This window comes from Burkholderia sp. 9120 (assembly GCF_000745015.1).
GTDB lineage: Bacteria > Pseudomonadota > Gammaproteobacteria > Burkholderiales > Burkholderiaceae > Paraburkholderia.
In genome coordinates this window covers 4,960,517-4,978,239 of sequence record NZ_JQNA01000002.1, presented here as the reverse complement: position 1 = coordinate 4,978,239, position 17,723 = coordinate 4,960,517, and the positions used below count along the sequence as shown (strand labels likewise).

Sequence of the window (17,723 nt, the reverse complement as noted above, 5' to 3'; positions counted from 1 at the left end):
CGCATTGCGGTGCGCCAGTATCACGTGCAACACGTTGCACGGATCGGAGCAGGCGATTCGGAATCCGGGTAAGCGCTCGGGGCGACACGCCGACTCCGGTCGACACAGGAGACAAACAACATGGCATCCCCCGATCACGCCGAGTCCGCTACACAGCGCAGCCCCGGCGTCGCCTCTTTTGATGCGGCCACCGCTAGCCCCGCCGCGTTGCTCGACGCCGGCAGCATTTCCGCGCGCCTCGACCGGCTTCCGGCCACGCGTTCCATCTGGAAACTGGTCGTGCTGCTGAGCCTCGGCTTCTTCTTTGAACTCTACGATCTGCTGTACTCGGGCTATGTCGCGCCTGGCCTCGTCAAAAGCGGTTTGCTGACGGCGACCACGCATGGTCTGTTCGGCTCGACCGGGGTGGCGAGTTTCATCGCCGCGCTATTCAGCGGCCTGTTTATCGGCACGATCGCGTGCGGCTTTCTGGCGGATCGCTTCGGACGCCGTGCGGTGTTCACGTATTCGCTGCTGTGGTACACCGCGGCCAACGTCGTGATGGCGTTTCAGGAGACGGCTACCGGGCTGAACTTCTGGCGCTTTGTCGCGGGTATCGGTATCGGCGTCGAGTTGGTGACGATTGGTACTTACATCTCCGAACTGGTGCCCAAGCAGATTCGCGGGCGCGCGTTCGCTTGCGAGCAGGCCGTGGGTTTTACCGCCGTACCGGTGGTGGCGTTCCTGTCGTATCTGCTGGTGCCGCGTACCTTGCTCGGCCTGGATGGCTGGCGCTGGGTCGTGCTGATCGGCGCGCACGGTGCGCTGTTCGTCTGGTGGATTCGCCGTGCGTTGCCCGAGAGTCCGCGTTGGCTCGCGCAACAAGGGCGTCTCGCCGAAGCCGACCGCGTGATGAGCGCGCTCGAAGCGAAAGTGCGCAGCGAATACGGTCGTGAATTGCCGCCGCCCGCACCGGCGGTGCCGGTGGCGCCGCGCGGCAGCTTCCGCGATATGTGGGTGCCGCCGTACCGCAACCGCACGCTGATGATGACGATCTTCAACATCTTCCAGACGGTGGGTTTTTACGGTTTCGCGAACTGGGTGCCGACGTTGCTGATCAAGCAGGGCATTACGATCACCACGAGCTTGATGTACTCGAGCGTGATTGCACTGGCTGCGCCGATTGGACCGATCATCGGGCTCTTTATCGGCGATCGCTTCGAGCGCAAGACGGTGATCGTGGTGATGGCCGGTGTGAATATTGTTTGCGGGCTGTGGTTCAGTCAGGCGTCGGGCGCGGTGTTGCTGGTGAGTCTCGGTGTGTGCCTGACGCTCGCGGGCAATATCATTTCGTACAGCTTCCACGCGTACCAGACCGAACTTTTTCCGACCAGCATTCGCGCGCGGGCGGTGGGCTTCGTGTATTCGTGGAGCCGGTTTTCGGCTATTTTCACGGCCTTCCTAATCGCTGAAGTGTTAAAGCAATTTGGCGCGGTGGGGGTTTTTGTCTTCATCGCCGGCGCGATGCTGGTTGTGATGCTGGCAATTGGGTTGTTGGGGCCGCGAACAAAGGGTATTGAACTGGAGAAGATATCTCAGTAGACCGCAGAGCAAGGCGGTGAGAAGGTTTGGCTGCAGTTGAGTGACGATCGCTGCCAGCCACTACGGTCAGTACACAATACCCGCGTCGTCGCGTGCCTTGATCTCCGGTGCGCTGAAATTTCCACGGATAACCGCACTGGGCTGACCCTGACGGTGCTGCGCCATGCGCAGCACCGAACGCAAATCGTTGACCATCGCCTCGAAGCAACCCGCGTTCAGCCACCGTTGTGCTGGCTGCTAGACCAGTTACCACTGCGGGAAGTTGGTCGGCAGCATGCGCCACGATCCACCGGCTCGCGCCATCCAGCGCAGCGCATTGAACATTTCACGCAGTTCGTATCGGCGCTGCGGTGCGTCCAAGTCCGTCAAGGTGACGTATGAAACGGCGAAGCTCCATTCTTCTTCCAAAACATCCGTCGAGTATTGTTGCGTCCTGTCATCCCGCCAGGGTGCCAAGTCTGGCCGAGTGTGCCTGATACGCAATAGCGAGAGCCGACTCGGATGTTTTTCAGTCAGTCGATTGATCGAGCGCCACGGAATCAATAACGGACGCGAGAATGACGTCTTCTTCCACCCGAATCTCGCCGCGCTGAGGGGCGGGCCTGTATACGAACTCGCCGCGACTTATTTTCATGCCGCTCATGGCGCATCGAAATTCGCCCCTACTTCGAGAAAGCGTCCAGCGCCGATCAGTGAATCTCCCACAAGTCGATCCGGCCCAAGAGAGCAACACGGTTTTTTCTTCAACTCGCTCGACGAGTGCAAACCTTTTATAACCTCGTCCCGCTTCCTTGGCGTCGTCGGGTGGACCCAAGGATAGCGAAGCACATTCTGCGAACGAGTGCGCACCAATCCGAGGGATAGCACGTTCGAGTTTTTGAATCTCCTTTACTGGATTCCAGTGACCATCGCTCAGTGCCAGTTCCTCAACAACCCAACGCCACGCGGGCGCGTCAGTCATGCTCGAACGAGACACGGCATTCACCGGGCTCGCGTGACTATCGTATCTAACTGCCAGCGAAAGTGAACGGGCGTCTGGTAATCGTGCTTGCGTCATAGCGCTGACGTCCTGATGGTTCACTTCACTGGCCGATCGCCAGCTCTGCCCGATATAAACCGGACGCGTTGCTTCCAGACTGTGTCGCGGTGCCTGTCGGCGGCCATAAGCGGCGTCTGAGCGGAACGTGAACTGATTCTTCGATGCGAGCGCCTGAACCCTTTGGCGGCGTTTTGGAGTGGGTGCCCCTAACCTCGGATTGTATTGCGGAGCGCGGCTGTAGCCGCTCGCAAACACGGACGTAGATGCTATCAGGAGCGCGATCAAAAGGGGCCGTCGAAGACTTTGACTGCATGACGACTCCATGATTGATATCGGCAAATTGCGCTGGTCACGTCGTGAGTCTGCTTCGCTAAGCTCTCGAAGAGAGAAGGTTCAGTCTATATCGCCGAGTCGGCTTATTAAATTGTGCAAATTGAATACACTCTTTGTATAAGACGAAGAATCACACGGTGCCACGTCGCCTCTACGTTCGCAGTCTCATGTCATCCTCCGTTTCGCCAGTCGAGAGCTTGCTGTCATCGTCAACTGACATTTCACACTGTGATAGAAACAGTCTCTTAGCGAGACCTGACGACTGTGCGGATTTCCGCCGCTGCGCACATCATCGCCGTGCTGGCGTTCCACGCCGACCAGCAGGCGCCTTCCTCCTTACTCGCGAGGATCGTCGAAGCAGATTCGACGCTCGGTCGACGCGCATTGTCAACGTTGTCGAAGGCTGGTCTCGCATCAAGCGAAGCCAATTGGCGTAAGCCGTTCCAGGTGCGTTCGTTCAAGTGCCTGATTCGGATGAGCTGACGCAACGTGAAAAACCTTTACCACTGACGGGTTAGGCTCTTCGGTGTTTTTCAGCGCTACTTTCCGCAGCGATCGATCCGGAGGCAGAAGCAGGAGGTGAATCTGCCCATTGAACTGGCGCTCTTGTCCGGACAAACGTTCAAGCTGGGTCGTTTCGATCAGCCGGCGGTGAGGCTGCGCGCAATAGATTCCAGTGTCATTCCCGCATTGTTGAGTCCATTACTCGACACGCCAGGAGAGGCGTACGTTCAACAGAAACTCGATGTAGAGGGCAGTCTCACCGACGTCATCGGCGTGGCCTACAAACTCGCGCAGATCGCGCCGGAAAAACAGGGATTCATCAAAAATATCGCAAGACGCTTTGCTCGCTCAAAGACAGAAGATAAGGAGGCAATCGCGTACCACTACGACGTATCCAACGAGTTCTATCAACTCTGGCTTGACAAACGAATGGTCTACTCGTGCGCATACTTCGAGCACGGTGATGAAACGCTCGAGCAAGCGCAGTTGCAGAAGATTGATCATATCTTGAACAGGATTCAGGTAGCGCCCGGCAATACGCTGCTTGATATCGGCTGCGGGTGGGGAGCGCTTGTAATTCGAGCTGCTGAGCGTTTTGGAATCAGGTGCGTGGGCATCACGCTGTCTGATCGTCAGTTTGATCTCGCCAGGGAGCGGGTGGCGGATGCTGGATTGGATCATCTCGTTGAAATAAGGCTGCAGGACTATCGAGATGTGAGCGGCACATTCGACCGTATTACCAGCGTCGGAATGTTCGAGCATGTTGGTCTCGACAACCTCCCGGGCTACTTCAGAAAGATCAATAGTCTGCTGGCAGACAATGGCGTCGTCCTCAATCACGGGATCACGTCGACGGATGCGCAAAGCGGCGATACACCTTTTGGCGGGGGCACTTTTATCGACAAATACGTCTTTCCGTCAGGGGCGCTACCCCATTTATCGTTCGCGCTGAAGTGTATGCAGGAGGGTGGGTTGGAAGCGTTGGATGTCGAAAACCTGAGGCGTCGTTACAGGAAGACGCTTGAAATGTGGACAGCGGAATACGAGCGTCATGGTGCAAAGATCCGCAGCATGATTGGTGAGCAAAAGTATCGAATCGGGCGCGTGTATCTCGCCGGGTGCGCGCATGCTTTCTCAGTCGACAACGTGGCTATTTTTCAGGTTCTCTGTCAAAAGGCAGGAAAGCCGGCCACGTCGATTCCCACGTCGCGCCGGTACATGTACGACACGACGAGCGTCAGATAACCACAGGCCGACATCGCTGGTAGCGGTCAAATGTAGCGCGTTAGGCCGACGAACAGCTATCCGCTGCGATAGCGGGTGGCATTGCTTTGGTTCTTCGTCTTTCGACCGGTCGAGCACTACCTGTTAAAAGCGTTTCGCCGCTCCGCCGACGTCCGGTACTCAATGGTCGCGACGTGAACTCTTGCTCGAGACATTGTTGTCGCTGGATTGTAGGTTCACGTCGTCATGGCTAGAAAATCAGGTCAGGTCAGGTCCGGTCTTACGACCAAAGTGTCCGGCCGAAGAACGTTAGCGTTCGATCCCACGCCTGCTGCGACCAGGCAGCGTCGTACTGGGTACGCGAAATTCGTCCGTTTCCGACTGCGGTTTCATTGGCAAACCCGTGATGGGCAAGGTAGCGGTGAAACTCAAAATCCACCTTGGCCTCCCGAAAGCGTTCCTCGATCTCGCCAACCGTATCGATGGAAAAGAAAGCATCCTGGGTGGCCCAATGTCCAATCACTGCAGCCTTGATCCTGGACGCATCGATATACTCAATCGGCGGAAATCCGTACCACACGGCACCGGCCACCAACTCCGGATTGTGGGACAGCGACAGTAACGTTAGTGCACCACCCATGCAATAACCCATTACTGCGATCCGATCGGACTTCGCCTTGAGAAATTGCACTGCGCCGGCCACATCCTGAGAGGCAACCTCGGCAAAATCCAGACCGGCCATGAGGTGGTGTGCTTCTTCCTCTTCGACGGTTGATTCGCCGCGATACAGATCAGGAACCAGAGCGATATAGCCCGCGTTAGCCAGACGATCGGCCACGCCACGAATCTGGTCGTTCAATCCCCACCATTCTTGCAAGACGATGACCGACGGTGCTCCCTTTTCCTCTTTGGGCAGTGCCAGATACCCTTCGACCTTCTTTCCGTCCGGACGCGAAAATGTGACTGCTGATCCTGGTGCTTGCATGGGTCTACTTCTCCTAAGGTAAGTGTCCGACGAACTGTCCCAGTCCGTAGGCACATATAAGTTAACAGGCGACTTTTGCCGGGCCTATCGTTAAGGAGCGGCAGACGCCCGGGGACTAGAAACCGCATCAGGTGACGCGGCGATGTCGTCATACGTTCGGCAAGTTTGGCCAGAGACATCGTCGCGGGTCGCTTTGTTGAATAACCGACGTTGGCGGCTCGAAACCATGCATAGGTTTCTTTCAAGACCTCATCGGAAAGTTTGGGGCCGTGGCAGCCCGCTCGTGACGGACGTCCTCTTTTTTTGCCAGGGCCATCAACCCATGCTTGACACTATACATGATAGTGATCATGATTACGTTAATCATGATGTACATCATGATTATGAATTTTCACTACTGTCAATTTTTTAGAAATCGGAGATGCACTATGTCTGTCTCGCATGTCACAGCACCGACCCAATTTGTCGAAGTCGACGGAGTTCGTTACGCATATCGACGCTGGGGGAAGAAGGGCACGACGCCCTTGTTCTTCATCCAGCATTTTCGCGGCGGCATGGATCACTGGGACCCGCTGATGACCGACGGGCTCGCAGAGGGTCGCGAGGTCATTCTGTACAACGGTCGTGGAATCGCCAGTTCGTCAGGAGCCCCTCGGAATCGTTTCGAAGATATGGCCGATGACATCGCATCGGTGATCCGTGCGCTCGGAATCGAAAAGGTCGATATCGTGGGATTCTCTATTGGTGGGTTCCAGGCACAAGAGGTCGCTCTGCGTCACCCGGAACTCGTCCGCAAACTCTTGCTTCTCGGTACGGGTCCGCGCGGCGGTGATCCCTGGATCGATCCTGGAATGGCTGAGATTGCACCCAAGCCGGTGCATGATGCAGAGGATTTTCTCTTCCTGTTCTTCGGCCGTTCGGAGCAGGCCCGAAAGGCCGGTCTGGAGTTTTGGGAGCGCCGTCATCAGCGGAAAGATGCCGATCCGCTTAGCTCGCCGGAAGTGGCAGCAGCACAATGGGACGGTTACCAAGCCTATATGGTGCCAATCGGGGGCGACAAGCCCTACGAACATCTGAAAGCTATCAAGCAGCCGACGCTAGTGGTAAACGGCATTGAAGACATCATGATTTCGACAGTCAATTCGTTCTACCTCGGGCAAAACATTCCCGACTCACAAGTTATTTTGTATCCCGACGCAGGCCATGGTTCGCACTTCCAGTATCCGGAGCGCTTCCTGAAACACGCAATCCAGTTCCTGGACGAGTAAATCGAAGCATCACTTTCTCTGCAAGAGAGGTGACGCAAACATCGCTTACCAGGTCGCGATCTAAGGCGTCAGTGAGAGGCGAAGTGAGGCTAACCACTGGCGCGACAGGAAAAGCTCTGCTGGCCTGGGTTCTCGCGGCGGAGGTGCCGATTTGGGGGGGCGCTTTTCCGGCGCCACATGGCGGCCGGTGACCTGTCTGCGCGTGACAGCGCGAGGATGGGCGAAGAGCTTGTGGTTGCCGGCGTTTCGCAGCAACCAGCGCGATTGCCTGCGCACGCCGGCGAGGCTACGAGTGCTGTTCACATTCGTATTTAGGTAGGCGTGCCGCTGTGCCTCCCCGCAGGATGCGAGTCAGTTTGACAGGGTATGAGTATTTTTGTCGCGAATCCAGGCGTAAGTTTGGTCTAGTACTTCGTCGGACAGTTTTGGGTCATCAGCAAGCCGTGCCAGCACCATTGCGCCGACCATTGCAGCCCAACTTCCAATCGCGGCGCGTCGTGCCTCTTCGGGAGTTGCGTCAGGCAAGCCTTCGCTAAATCGTTCAAATGTTCTGCGTTGCCCTTCGGTCATTGCCGCGCGAGCTTGACGAGATTGGCGGATGGTTTCTGCGCCAAGCGCCGCAGTCGGGCAGCCGCCGGCAACGTCGTCACGATGCGCCGGAGCAAGATATGCCCTGGCGTACTCGATCGGGTTTGTGGGACGCTCATCGTCCTGCGCGAGCACATGCGCCAAGGTCTGTGCTATCAAATCGTCTTTGGACTCGAAGTAGCCATAAAACCCGCCGTGCGTTAGGCCGGCTGCTTTCATCACTTCTGCGACCGTGACGGCATCGAAACCTCGCTCCCGGAAGAGACGGCCCGAGGCTTCGAGGATGCTTTGCCGATTCGCGGCAACCTGTTCGCGACTGACCTTCATTCTTCCCCCAAAATGCGTTCGTTTAGCCTCGATATTATACATGACAATTGTCATGATAAGAGTGCGCTGGCAGGGAGCGCTATGACCGCTGATTCGGAGGGAGACTGTCCGCTAGTGAACGGAAAGCCGTATAGGTTTTGTGCGAGGGAGGAGTCTTTGCGTTGAGGTTCTCAAGGCGCTTGGGAGGAGCGCGTATCACCCCAGGCCGCTACGCAAAAATCGAGAGGTTTCGCCGCTATGGAGTGGAGCGAAACGGTATCTCGCAGCGGGGCGGCGGTACAACGCGCGACGGCATCGAGTTGACGCCGCCAGAATATTCGCGCGAGTAGCTGAATTCGTCGTTCAACGTTCCGTTAGCCGGATCGCCCATTCGAAATGAACATATCTTTACGTATCGATTAACTTGCCGCGGTGCCCGCTTGCCATCCGGGGGGAGGTGTCAACGACTCCGGACCATATTTAAGTCCCCAATCCATGATGGCTTCGAGCACTGGTCCTAGCGCCAAGGCTTTTTCCGTGGGGTGATAGACCGATTGGCTTCTGTTTTCGGGGTCGTCTTCCTTCGTCACAAGTCCGTGTTCGACGAGATTTTTAAGTCGATCGGCCAGGATGTTCGTGGAGATGCCCTCGTCCGAACCCAGAAATTCCCGATAGTACTGCTTGTGGTTAGCCACCATGTCGCGGACGATGAGCAAGGTCCATCGATCCCCGAAGATATCGAGTGAGTAGCAGATCGGGCAGTTGCTGTTATTCCTTTGTTTCATTGAATACGATCCTGTTCTTGACTTGAAGGACGTGACGCTCACTGCTGCTTCGCGGTGCCTCTAAGCAATCCTTCAAAACGGGTAGCAGGCCAAGCGGTAGTTTCGTCATCGGCATCATGATGCTGATAGACGATTGTACCTGCTCGGCCTGATGCGGATCAGTCGTCAACTAAGTTTCAACGGTCGAATCGCTCGAATTTCGCGTATATCTCGTTAGGCTGGCAGCCGCCATGGGCTCCCGTTTCTTCGGAAATCTGGTCAAGCTGGAGACCGTGCGACGTTCGACTCAATTCGATCCGTCCAGGAACGTGTTGACCTCGGTGACGAACGATTCGTGGAACTGGAACAGCGCGCCATGACCGGATTCGGGGTAGAGAACGAGGCGTGCATTTGCCAGATGCTGATACAGCACGTACGAGTTGACGGTCGGAATGATCAGGTCTTGCTTGCCATTGACGATGAGCACCGGCTGCTTGATATTTGCGAGTTCTTCGAAGTTCGACGGCGACATGCCTCAAGTGATCAGCGCCTTGGCCTGCGCCCCCATTGCTTCCTGGGATGCCGCTTCTTCAACGTCCACGGTATGGTTGTTAATGCGTTTGACGAATTCGTTCCCGGCAGCGATGCCGGCCGTTGTCGTCGTGAAGAAAAGCGCCACCTTGGGGTGGACTTTCATCTGCTCGGCTTGCGCGAATCCGGTACTGATCACGGTCTGAAGATTTGCGATGCCTTCGCCACCTCGCGGACCGCTGCCAGCCAGAATGATTTTGCGCAGGAGTTCCGGCCGATCCGTCGCGACCTGTTGCGCCACGGCTCCGCCGATCGAATAACCCATTACGTCGACCGACTTCAGGTCAAGTGCGTCGATGAAGCCTGCGGAAAATCGCGCCATTTCCGCAACCGAGTCAGGTGCGCTGCCGCCGGAGGCGCCGATGCCGGGGTTCCCCAGGATAATCACACGTCGTTGCTTCGCGAGTCCGTCGATGAGCGCCGAATCCCAGTCATCCATCGTTGCGGTGAAGTGATGGAACAACACCAGCGGCGGCACGTTCGAGTTGGACCCGATACTGCGATATGCGAGTCGCACGCCATCAACCGTTACATATTGATTCGGCGCGGTCACGTAGCCAGAGGACATGTTCATGGTAAAGCTCCTGTAAAGATGCGCGTTGTGCTTAGAGGTAAGTGAGGCAATTCTGCGGAGCGCTGTGCTTCAACTATTTGCGGTCTGCACTTCGTTTATTCACTTGCGTTTTGCAAGTTGAATTCACTGTAAATGTTTCGCTTGCGTTTTGCAAGTGGATTTCGTTTATTTTCCTGATTGCTTCGATTTTTCCCGGATGCGGCTGACGAAGAGGCAATGCGGAGGGGGCGGCAAATCATCGTCGGGTGTCGGCAGCGGCGAAATGACCTCGAGGCGGGGAGTGACCACGGCGGCCCGGTTTGCGAATTTGTGGGGGACGTGAGCGAAGGTCGCCGGCAACGACATCGATAGGTGATGGCTAACCGACACACGAAAAGTTACATATTTGCAAAGTAGTAACTCGCTGTCAACCTTGTATTGAGGGATAATCGTGGCCATGAACAAGACTACCAACCAGGCGCCCGAATCGCCGTCTCCGGGCCAGCGTGGCAGTGCGGACCATGAGCGGCGCCACCAGATCATTGCGGCAGCGGATGAGCATTTCCGCCTTTACGGTTATCGAAAGACCTCCGTGGCCGATCTCGGCAAGGCAATCGGCGTGTCCAGCACGTATCTCTATCGGTTTTTCAGCTCCAAGCAGGCCATTGGAGAGGCGGTCTGCGCAACGGTGCTGGAACGGATGGAAGCTGAGTTGCGAAGCGTGGTCGACGGGCCAGGCACAGCGACGCAACGCTTGCGGCGCTTTATGCAACTGACGCTTGAGCGCAGTCTGGAGATTTTCTTTGACGGCACCCGGCTTCACGAACTGGTGATCTCCGCGATGGAGGAGTCGTGGGGCACCGCGACGACACATGAGTCCGTGCTTCTCGGCATGACGCGCGAGTTGGTGCAGGCGGGAAGGTCATCGGGTGAGTTTGAGCGCAAAACGCCCATCGACGAGGTGGCCGTTGGTATATCGGAGGCAATGCGGTTATTTGCGCATCCGGTGGCCCTTCAGTTCCGTCCACGTGAACAGTTGGAAGCGGCACTTGCTGCCGTCGCCAGCCTCGTTTTGCGAAGTCTCGCTCCATAGCAAGAGAAGGAGTGTATTACGATTTTTAGAAAACGTAACATGAAAACCAAAATAGCCGCTCATTTTTCATAGCGCGCCATCGTGCATTTGCACGTTTTCCTCCGTACTGAGGCGCTCGGCGTGCCGTCCGGCACGTGGTAGCGACGCCTGATGTAGCGGAGCGCCGATCCCGTGGCCACACAAATCCTGTTCGTGCGGCCATCGTCTCTTGCGCCTCGAAAGACCCAAGCACGTCCGATCCCAATTATCAGCGCGGCTGGAGTTGCGCCGGCGCTCATGACTCGTGTGATCCCTAACGTGCGTTCCGCACGACCGTGGATCGGCAAACACCGAATCTGGCGATCTGGAAGATAATCCAAATCCACTTGCAAATTGCAAGTCCATACCCTAGAGTCTTGAACTTGCAATTTGCAAGTGCGCTGATGAAAGCTACCCCTCGGTTTCAGGGTGGATGCAGGCAGCGTTCTCTTCTCATCGAGATATCAAAGATGTATGTCTTTACTGGATTCCAATTATGAAAATCTCTTCCTGGCTGGTGGGTGGTTTGGTTGGCGCGTTTGCTATGGTCAGCGCGGCACTGCCTGGTGCCGCAGAAGCTGCGGAAAAGTACGTCAATACGCCCAACCAATACGTAACCGTTGATGGTGTCCGGCTTGCATACCGTAGCCTCGGTGCCAGTGAAAACGCGCCGCCGTTGGTGTTGTTGCAGCACTTCACGGGGACAATGGACGATTGGGATTCCGCGTTGATCGATGGACTTGCCAAGCGACGTCGCGTCATCATTCTGGCAAATCCGGGCATTGGTGCATCGGCTGGCCCGGCGCCGGACTCTGTCGCCGGGATGGCGCATCTGGCGGAAGGATTCATCGACGCGTTGAACCTGAAGTCGGTTGATATTCTCGGGTTTTCGATTGGCGGTTCGGTCGCCCAGCAAATAGTCGCCGATCGTCCGGATCTCCCCCGCAAGATGATTCTCGTCGGTGCTGGACCGCAAGGCGGCGAGGGTATCAAGGATCTCCAGAGCGTGATCGCCGATGGGATTAAACGGGCCGGCGAAATGAAGGTTCATCCGAAGGTGGCGTTGTTCTTTACAGCGACTGATGCGGGTATCGCTGCGGGGAATGCGTATGTCAAACGGAGTAACAACCATACCGTTGACGTCGAGCAGCAGGCTTCGCAGGAGTCGATCGGGGCGCAGGCCAAGGCGCTGATCACGTGGGGAATGTCGCCTTCCAATTTTGCGCAACTTGAGGCGATTAAGCAGCCAGTACTTATCGTGAACGGTAGCCACGATCTGATCATTCCCACCGTCAACTCGTATGTGCTGTTCCAACATATTCCGAACGCGCGCCTGATTCTTTATCCTGACTCGGGGCATGGCTCGTTGTTTCAGTATCACGACCTGTTCGTGGCAGAGGCCAACGCGTTCCTTGATGGCGTGCATTGATCTCGCAGAGAGCTATCGACACAGGGCGGCCAACTTTCGGGAGACCTCGCATTGTTGGCCATCCGCATACTTCACTGCGGCATCACCCAGATTAGACGCGATGTCGATAAACGCGTCGACCTCGTTTCCGCATTCGACATTAACCCGCCGCTGGACCGTCCTTCTGTCGCCGCAGTTGCATGCTTGGCAACTCGTCCGCGCACGCCTTTCAGTATTCATGGGCCGTGGAACGTGTGCTCGATGAGCTCACGGAGAAATCGGGTGTTCAGGCCCGGGAAGCCGAACACAAATCGATAAAAAATCGTTCCGTAGATCTGGTCATACAAAAGAAACGGTGAGCGTTTCGAGGGGATTGCGCCCGAACGTTGCCCGGCCGCGATTACGCGCCCGCCAAGTTCGCGCCGGTGATTCAGGTAGCGCTCGCAAAACACTGATGTGTCACCCGACTTCGTCAGGCACTCGGCGAGGACAACCCTCAGAACACGCCCCATCTCTCCGTTCAATTGCGAGAGGTACAGGACCGCGTGCCGATGGATCGCACGAATCGGATCGCCGCTTTCTGAAAGCGGAACCTGACGCTGGATGTGCCAAAGGAAGGCGTCGGTAAGCAGCGCCTGCTTGTCTTCCCACCATCTGTAAATCGTCACCTTCGAGACCCCGGATGCCTTGGCGATAGCCTCGATGGTCACGTTGCGTGCATCTTCCTGGGCAGCGCATGCATACGCCGCGTTGAGAACTGACGCAGCTGCGGCCTCGGACCGAGGCCGGCCCCGGGTAGGGGCGGTCTTCTCGAGTGATTGATCGACCTCCGAGGCTGTATCGACGGGGATCTCCCGGCTAGTGTTTGCTTTCTTCATAGCGCTCCCGAATTATTTTTCAAGGCGTTTCGTGCCACAGTCGTGCATTGTATACGCCATTCCATATATTTACTTTACGTGAAGTAACGAAAAGAGAGGCGTCGAGCGTACAAATCTCCAGATCTTCGAGGTTTAAGCAGACGAAAATGTGGCAAAGTGTCGACGCCCACAAATGCATGCATTCGTACGTCGAGCGCACAACCGATCAAGAGAGCGGATAAACTCCTGAGTGGGTGTGAGAGCGGAGTCGGGCGCACGCCGTTTTCGTATGTGACATATATGTTTACCGCATTGACATATAAGTTTACGATACGTACATTAAATAGAAACACAAAGCATGTAGCGTACTGCGGGCCCACCTTGCGATCCGACCTGACGCGCCATGGAGCTACCATCATGATGAAAGCGGAATTGGAGATCGATAACCTGGTTCAGGTTCGGCGGCATGTGTGCGGAGGTCTGGGCGTCGTGCCTGAAGAGCATCGCACGGCTGCTGCTGTTGCTGCACGTCTGAAAGAGCTCGGGGTAGATGTGTACACGGGCATCGGCCAGACCGGTGTGGTGGGCGTGATCGAAGGGAGGTCGAAGTCGAGCGGCTTGCGAATTGGGCTGAGGGCGGACATGGACGCGTTGCAGATTCCCGATCACCAAGATGTCGCACATCATTCTCTTTGCGAAGGCAGAATGCTCGGTCGCGGCCAGGATGTTCATACGGCGATACTTCTGGGCGCCGCCGAGGTCTTTGTGGACTCCAGAAATTTCGACGGCACGCTCATCCTGATTTTTCAGCCCGCCGACGAGGGGTCCTACGGCGCGAAGGCCATGCTCGAGGACGGATTGCTTGAGCGTTTTCCTGTCGATTCGTTTTGGGGCCTTCATGCCTGGCCCGGATTGCAATTGGGTACCGCAGCAGTGCACAGCGGCGAGTGCATGGCGGCCGTCGACTATTTTGATATCGATGTGATCGGCAAGGGCTGCCACGGAGGGATGCCTCAGGAAGGCGTTGACTCGATTTTGGCGGCTTCTCACCTGGTGACGGCCTTACAATCGATTCCGACACGCAATGTCCACCCGCGAGACTCTGCGGTGGTGGGCGTTGCAAAAATTCACGGCGGGTATGAATATCATGTGCATCCCGAAAGAGTGACGGTAAGCGGATCAGTGCGTGCGCACAAAGAGTCCGTGCTGGAAGTGCTGGAATTGCGAGTTCGTGAACTTTCTCGCTCGGTTGCGGCGGCTTTCGGTGCGACCGTAGACATCCGGTATCAACGGAACTATCCACCGACCATTAATGATCTGGAACTGGCGCGGATCGCAGCAAAAGTAGCGGAGACCGTGGTCGGGGAGGGCAATGTTTTTCAAAGCATGCTGCCGTCCATGGCTGCTGAAGACTTCTCGTATTTCGTGCGGGAAAGACCCGGTTGTTATGTCTGGCTGGGCAGTGACGAAGGTGGAGCGTCACACCAGCGTCAGCATCCTAAGCATGAATCTAACGATCAACTCGTTGACCTCGGAGTGTCGTACTGGGTGGAACTCGTCCGAAAGCTGTTACCCATTCAGACCGAATCCGAGCATGCACGGTTTCTTCTCAGAGAGTGAGTCATGTCATGGATCGGCTACATCGCAGTCCTCCCGTGTGTAGGCATATTCGTCGGAATATTCTTTGAAAATAAGGTCAGGCCGTTTGTTTTCGGCATGCCGTTCCTGTTTTTCTGGATCGTGGCTTGTGTGATAGCGGCGTCTCTGGCTTTATTCTTGATCAACCTGCTTAGCCCTTCCGAGGCAGACGCCGAGAGTGGAGAGCGGTCGTGAATCTTTCTGTGTCTGTCATCGTCATCACGATTCTGGCATCGGTCCTATTGAGCGCCGTCGCGCGCGTGGGGCGGCAGATGAACTTCGAACAGTGGAGCGTCGGAAATCGGCGATTTGGCACACTGTTCGTTTTTCTGCTGATGGCTGGCGAAAGTTTCACCACATTCACCGTGCTCGGCGCGAGTGGGTTCGCATATGGGCATGGCGGGGCCGTGTATTACATCCTGGCCTATGAATGCATCGCATATACGCTGTCCTATTGGCTCTTGCCGCTTATCTGGCGATACGGCACGAAACATCAACTCGTCTCCTTGCCGGATTTCTTGCGAAAAAAATACGACAACCGAGCCTTAAGTGTGCTTGCGGCTGTGGTCGGAATCATCGCGCTCATTCCGTATATCGTCTTGCAACTGAAAGGAATGGGGATAATTATCGGCACGGCCTCATACGGTGCGCTCTCTCCGACGGTAGGGGTGCTACTGGGGGCCGTCGCCATTGGGTTGAACGTGCTGCTGTCTGGCGTGCACGGCTCGGCATGGGTCTCGTCGGTCAAGGACGTGTTAATTCTGTGCCTTGTCGTCTTTCTCGGTCTCTTCCTTCCTATCCACTTCTACGGCAGCATTCCTGCCATGTTTTCCTCGTTAGACAGCAGTAGGCCGGGCTTTCTGGCGATTTCGTCAAGCGGGTTCAGTGCCGTCTGGTTCAGCTCGACTATTATTCTGTCGGCGCTTGGATTTTTTATGTGGCCTCATGTTTTTGCCGCTACCTTCACATCGGGTGGCGTGGCGATATTGCGCCGCAATGCTTGCCTGCTTCCTATCTATAGTCTTTTACTCGCCCTGGTATTTCTCGTGGGCTTTACCGCGGTCGGTGTGCTGCCCGAACTGAAAGGATCGAAAGCAGATCTGAGCTTGTTTGCGCTGTCGATGCAAGCATTGCCCTCCTGGATGATTGCAGTTTTGGGCGCTACGGGAGCGCTCTGTGCAATTGTTCCTGGGTCAATGTTGGTACTCACAACAGCCATCCTTCTTTCCAGAAACGTTCTGGCTACTGCCTATCCCAGGTTCGCGGACGATCATTCAGGTCGTCTGGCAAAGGCGCTAGTGCCGATTATCGTTGTCGTTAGTACTGTGTTTGCGCTTTCGGGGAACCAGACTGTCGTGGCGCTGCTGTTGATGGGCTATAACTTTGTTGCTCAGCTTGCACCCTCATTGTTCGCCAGCTTGTTGCGACGAAACCCGGGTACGGCGAGGGGCGCGATTGCCGGAATTGGTGTTGGGACCATCTCAGTTGCGCTCATGACGTTTGCCAATGCTCATCTAAGCACACTGCTACGGCAGTTACCGGCTGGAGTTCGTGACGTGAACGTTGGAATTATTGCGTTATTGCTCAACGTTGCCACCTTCGCGGCGGTGAGCGTCGCGGAACGCCGCATGAAAGTCTCCGTGAAATGTTGCGAAAGTGCGGACGTTGTACAGAACGGTTTGAGTTAAGACAATTGCCTGTCGACTCGCTGCTCGGCCGATACCAATTCCAGCGCGACGGACTCGCCTGGGGACGAGGGTAAGAGAAGGGCCGCTCGCGATTAAAGTCTAAAAACAGCATAGACAGCGAGACGTCCGGGGTATCTCCACGGATGCGCTTTTCTCAAGGCTTCAGGGGAAATTAAGTTTCGCAATGACCGATCCGACTTGTTGCGAGGAGGCACAAGGAGCGGTTACTTGAGTTCGTGCGCTTGCAACGCGATCGGTTGGTTTAGAAAGCCGGCAATGGAATCCCCAGCCAGACGCGGAAGTCGATTTCAGTGAATTTATCGCGTCGATAGATGATTTTGCTGGATGACAGCGATGGCTGTGCACTCGTAAGCGGCGATGCGACTTTGGCAAATGATGCGGCTAGGGCAGCGGAGGCAGAACTCAATGCGAGTTTGAACGAAACCCATTGCGGGACACGCCAGCGCGCTTGATCCTGATTGACATCTACCCACCGATTGGATTCGTTGACCTCATTCGGCCAGACGCAGATGCCCCGCTAGACGGTGCGAGATTCCATCGACGGACGGCGATCCCGCTATCGGGCAACTATCAGGCGATAGATCCCGTGACTGATTCCGCGAGCGCCATGAGCTTGGAGTCCAACTTTAGTGCGGCCTCGTGCAACGAGGGATTGTTTATGCCACTCAATAAGCTGGATGGAATGTTGTAGGTGAACCTTGTGTCACCGCTGCGATGCTCGTAGATTGCAATTCGTACGGGAACATCGAGTCCCGCTTCAACATCATGCCGTAGCATCGTGATCGCGATGAACGGATTGCCGATGGTATACATCACAAACCTGGATGGGTGTCCTTGCAGCGCCATCCATTTCCCGTGGTCGACGGTCAAAAATCGTGTGAAGCCACTCGACCCGAGACTTTCGTTGATCCGTTGCTCAAAGGCGCCCTTATCAGACGAGTCGGAAACGACCTGTTGCCAGTCCGTTTCTTCCAGCGAACCCACTTGTGACTCGAAGGCATGGATCACGTCATCGAACGGTCTGGTTGTCGAGATCGTTACCTGTGAAACCTGGATCTGTTTGATCACATCTGGCTCCTTGAGTGTGTTTTGTCGTCAACGCGACTCGCTCGGCCGACTTCGGGCGAGGCTGGGCTGACAGAGGGCTTGCGCAACGTGAAAACATTTGTGTTTGTCGCTGCATTTGCGCCGGAGAAGGCGAAACGGCCATAGGTTTCTCTGGGCGCTTCCCGAATGACAGGTTGGAAGAAACCTTGGCGGCGCC

General features: G+C 56.1%; 17 protein-coding genes and 1 pseudogene. 8 read left to right on the top strand and 10 right to left on the bottom strand.

The genetic code is table 11. The features are described from left to right. The first annotated feature begins 120 nt into the window (after positions 1-120). Positions 121-1,581: an MFS transporter gene (locus FA94_RS30280; RefSeq protein ID WP_035558363.1), complete on the top strand. Its 1,461-nt coding sequence runs from the start codon at positions 121-123 to the stop codon at positions 1,579-1,581. Between the two features lie 126 nt (positions 1,582-1,707). On the opposite strand, the pseudogene FA94_RS30275 reads toward FA94_RS30280, so the two are convergent. After that, a pseudogene (locus FA94_RS30275) lies at positions 1,708-2,037 on the bottom strand (transposase); the annotation flags it as partial. A 52-nt stretch (positions 2,038-2,089) separates the two neighbouring features. Next, positions 2,090-2,542 carry a DUF3331 domain-containing protein gene (locus FA94_RS39285; RefSeq protein WP_197070260.1) on the bottom strand — a complete coding sequence of 151 codons (453 nt, stop codon included), beginning with the start codon at positions 2,540-2,542 and terminating at the stop codon, positions 2,090-2,092. 990 nt (positions 2,543-3,532) lie between these two features. Between FA94_RS39285 and FA94_RS30265 the strand changes: the two genes are divergently transcribed. Further along, a complete protein-coding gene (locus tag FA94_RS30265) occupies positions 3,533-4,702 on the top strand; it encodes a class I SAM-dependent methyltransferase (RefSeq protein ID WP_231585066.1) in 1,170 nt (389 codons plus the stop codon). Positions 4,703-4,961: 259 nt separating this feature from the next. Here FA94_RS30265 and FA94_RS30260 read toward each other — a convergent pair whose 3' ends face one another. After that, entirely contained in the window at positions 4,962-5,666 is a 705-nt protein-coding gene (locus tag FA94_RS30260; protein ID WP_035558354.1) for a dienelactone hydrolase family protein, read from the bottom strand. Between the two features lie 428 nt (positions 5,667-6,094). On the opposite strand from FA94_RS30260, the gene FA94_RS30255 reads away from it, so the two are divergent. After that, the gene (locus FA94_RS30255) at positions 6,095-6,934 is read left to right on the top strand and encodes an alpha/beta fold hydrolase (protein WP_035563541.1); all 840 of its coding nucleotides are present in this window, start codon (positions 6,095-6,097) and stop codon (positions 6,932-6,934) included. A 351-nt stretch (positions 6,935-7,285) separates the two neighbouring features. Here the strand turns inward: FA94_RS30255 and FA94_RS30250 are convergent, their stop codons facing one another. The 5 genes from FA94_RS30250 to FA94_RS39615 all read right to left on the bottom strand — a co-directional run bounded on the left by FA94_RS30250 (position 7,286) and on the right by FA94_RS39615 (position 10,195). Next, positions 7,286-7,891: a TetR/AcrR family transcriptional regulator gene (locus FA94_RS30250; RefSeq protein WP_231585065.1), complete on the bottom strand. Its 606-nt coding sequence runs from the start codon at positions 7,889-7,891 to the stop codon at positions 7,286-7,288. Between the two features lie 356 nt (positions 7,892-8,247). Beyond that, a complete protein-coding gene (locus tag FA94_RS30245) occupies positions 8,248-8,613 on the bottom strand; it encodes a winged helix-turn-helix transcriptional regulator (protein WP_051980909.1) in 366 nt (121 codons plus the stop codon). Between the two features lie 286 nt (positions 8,614-8,899). After that, a complete protein-coding gene (locus FA94_RS38310) occupies positions 8,900-9,124 on the bottom strand; it encodes an alpha/beta fold hydrolase (RefSeq protein ID WP_051980907.1) in 225 nt (74 codons plus the stop codon). Between the two features lie 3 nt (positions 9,125-9,127). Beyond that, complete coding sequence (locus FA94_RS30240) at positions 9,128-9,757, bottom strand: alpha/beta fold hydrolase (RefSeq protein WP_051980904.1); 630 nt, start codon at positions 9,755-9,757, stop codon at positions 9,128-9,130. A 165-nt stretch (positions 9,758-9,922) separates the two neighbouring features. Further along, entirely contained in the window at positions 9,923-10,195 is a 273-nt protein-coding gene (locus FA94_RS39615) for a hypothetical protein (RefSeq protein WP_176057383.1), read from the bottom strand. Between FA94_RS39615 and FA94_RS30235 the strand changes: the two genes are divergently transcribed. Together FA94_RS30235 and FA94_RS30230 are read left to right on the top strand one after the other, a co-directional pair. Next, complete coding sequence (locus FA94_RS30235) at positions 10,194-10,829, top strand: TetR/AcrR family transcriptional regulator (protein WP_035558348.1); 636 nt, start codon at positions 10,194-10,196, stop codon at positions 10,827-10,829. The genes FA94_RS39615 and FA94_RS30235 overlap by 2 nt on opposite strands. 514 nt (positions 10,830-11,343) lie before the next feature. Next, positions 11,344-12,276: an alpha/beta fold hydrolase gene (locus FA94_RS30230; RefSeq protein ID WP_051980902.1), complete on the top strand. Its 933-nt coding sequence runs from the start codon at positions 11,344-11,346 to the stop codon at positions 12,274-12,276. 215 nt (positions 12,277-12,491) lie between these two features. Here FA94_RS30230 and FA94_RS30225 read toward each other — a convergent pair whose 3' ends face one another. Then, positions 12,492-13,133 carry a TetR/AcrR family transcriptional regulator gene (locus FA94_RS30225; protein ID WP_051980900.1) on the bottom strand — a complete coding sequence of 214 codons (642 nt, stop codon included), beginning with the start codon at positions 13,131-13,133 and terminating at the stop codon, positions 12,492-12,494. Positions 13,134-13,529: 396 nt separating this feature from the next. Between FA94_RS30225 and FA94_RS30220 the strand changes: the two genes are divergently transcribed. The 3 genes from FA94_RS30220 to FA94_RS30210 are packed head-to-tail and all read left to right on the top strand — an operon-like array spanning position 13,530 to position 16,438. Continuing rightward, a complete protein-coding gene (locus tag FA94_RS30220) occupies positions 13,530-14,732 on the top strand; it encodes an amidohydrolase (RefSeq protein WP_231585064.1) in 1,203 nt (400 codons plus the stop codon). 3 nt (positions 14,733-14,735) lie between these two features. Beyond that, the gene (locus tag FA94_RS39950) at positions 14,736-14,945 is read left to right on the top strand and encodes a DUF3311 domain-containing protein (protein WP_035558345.1); all 210 of its coding nucleotides are present in this window, start codon (positions 14,736-14,738) and stop codon (positions 14,943-14,945) included. Beyond that, entirely contained in the window at positions 14,942-16,438 is a 1,497-nt protein-coding gene (locus FA94_RS30210) for a sodium:solute symporter family protein (RefSeq protein ID WP_035558342.1), read from the top strand. Before FA94_RS39950 ends, FA94_RS30210 begins: the two co-directional genes overlap by 4 nt. Before the next feature lie 591 nt (positions 16,439-17,029). Here FA94_RS30210 and FA94_RS30205 read toward each other — a convergent pair. Continuing rightward, on the bottom strand, positions 17,030-17,527 hold the full coding sequence (locus FA94_RS30205; protein WP_051980899.1) for a DUF302 domain-containing protein: 498 nt from the start codon (positions 17,525-17,527) through the stop codon (positions 17,030-17,032). Positions 17,528-17,723 lie beyond the last annotated feature (196 nt).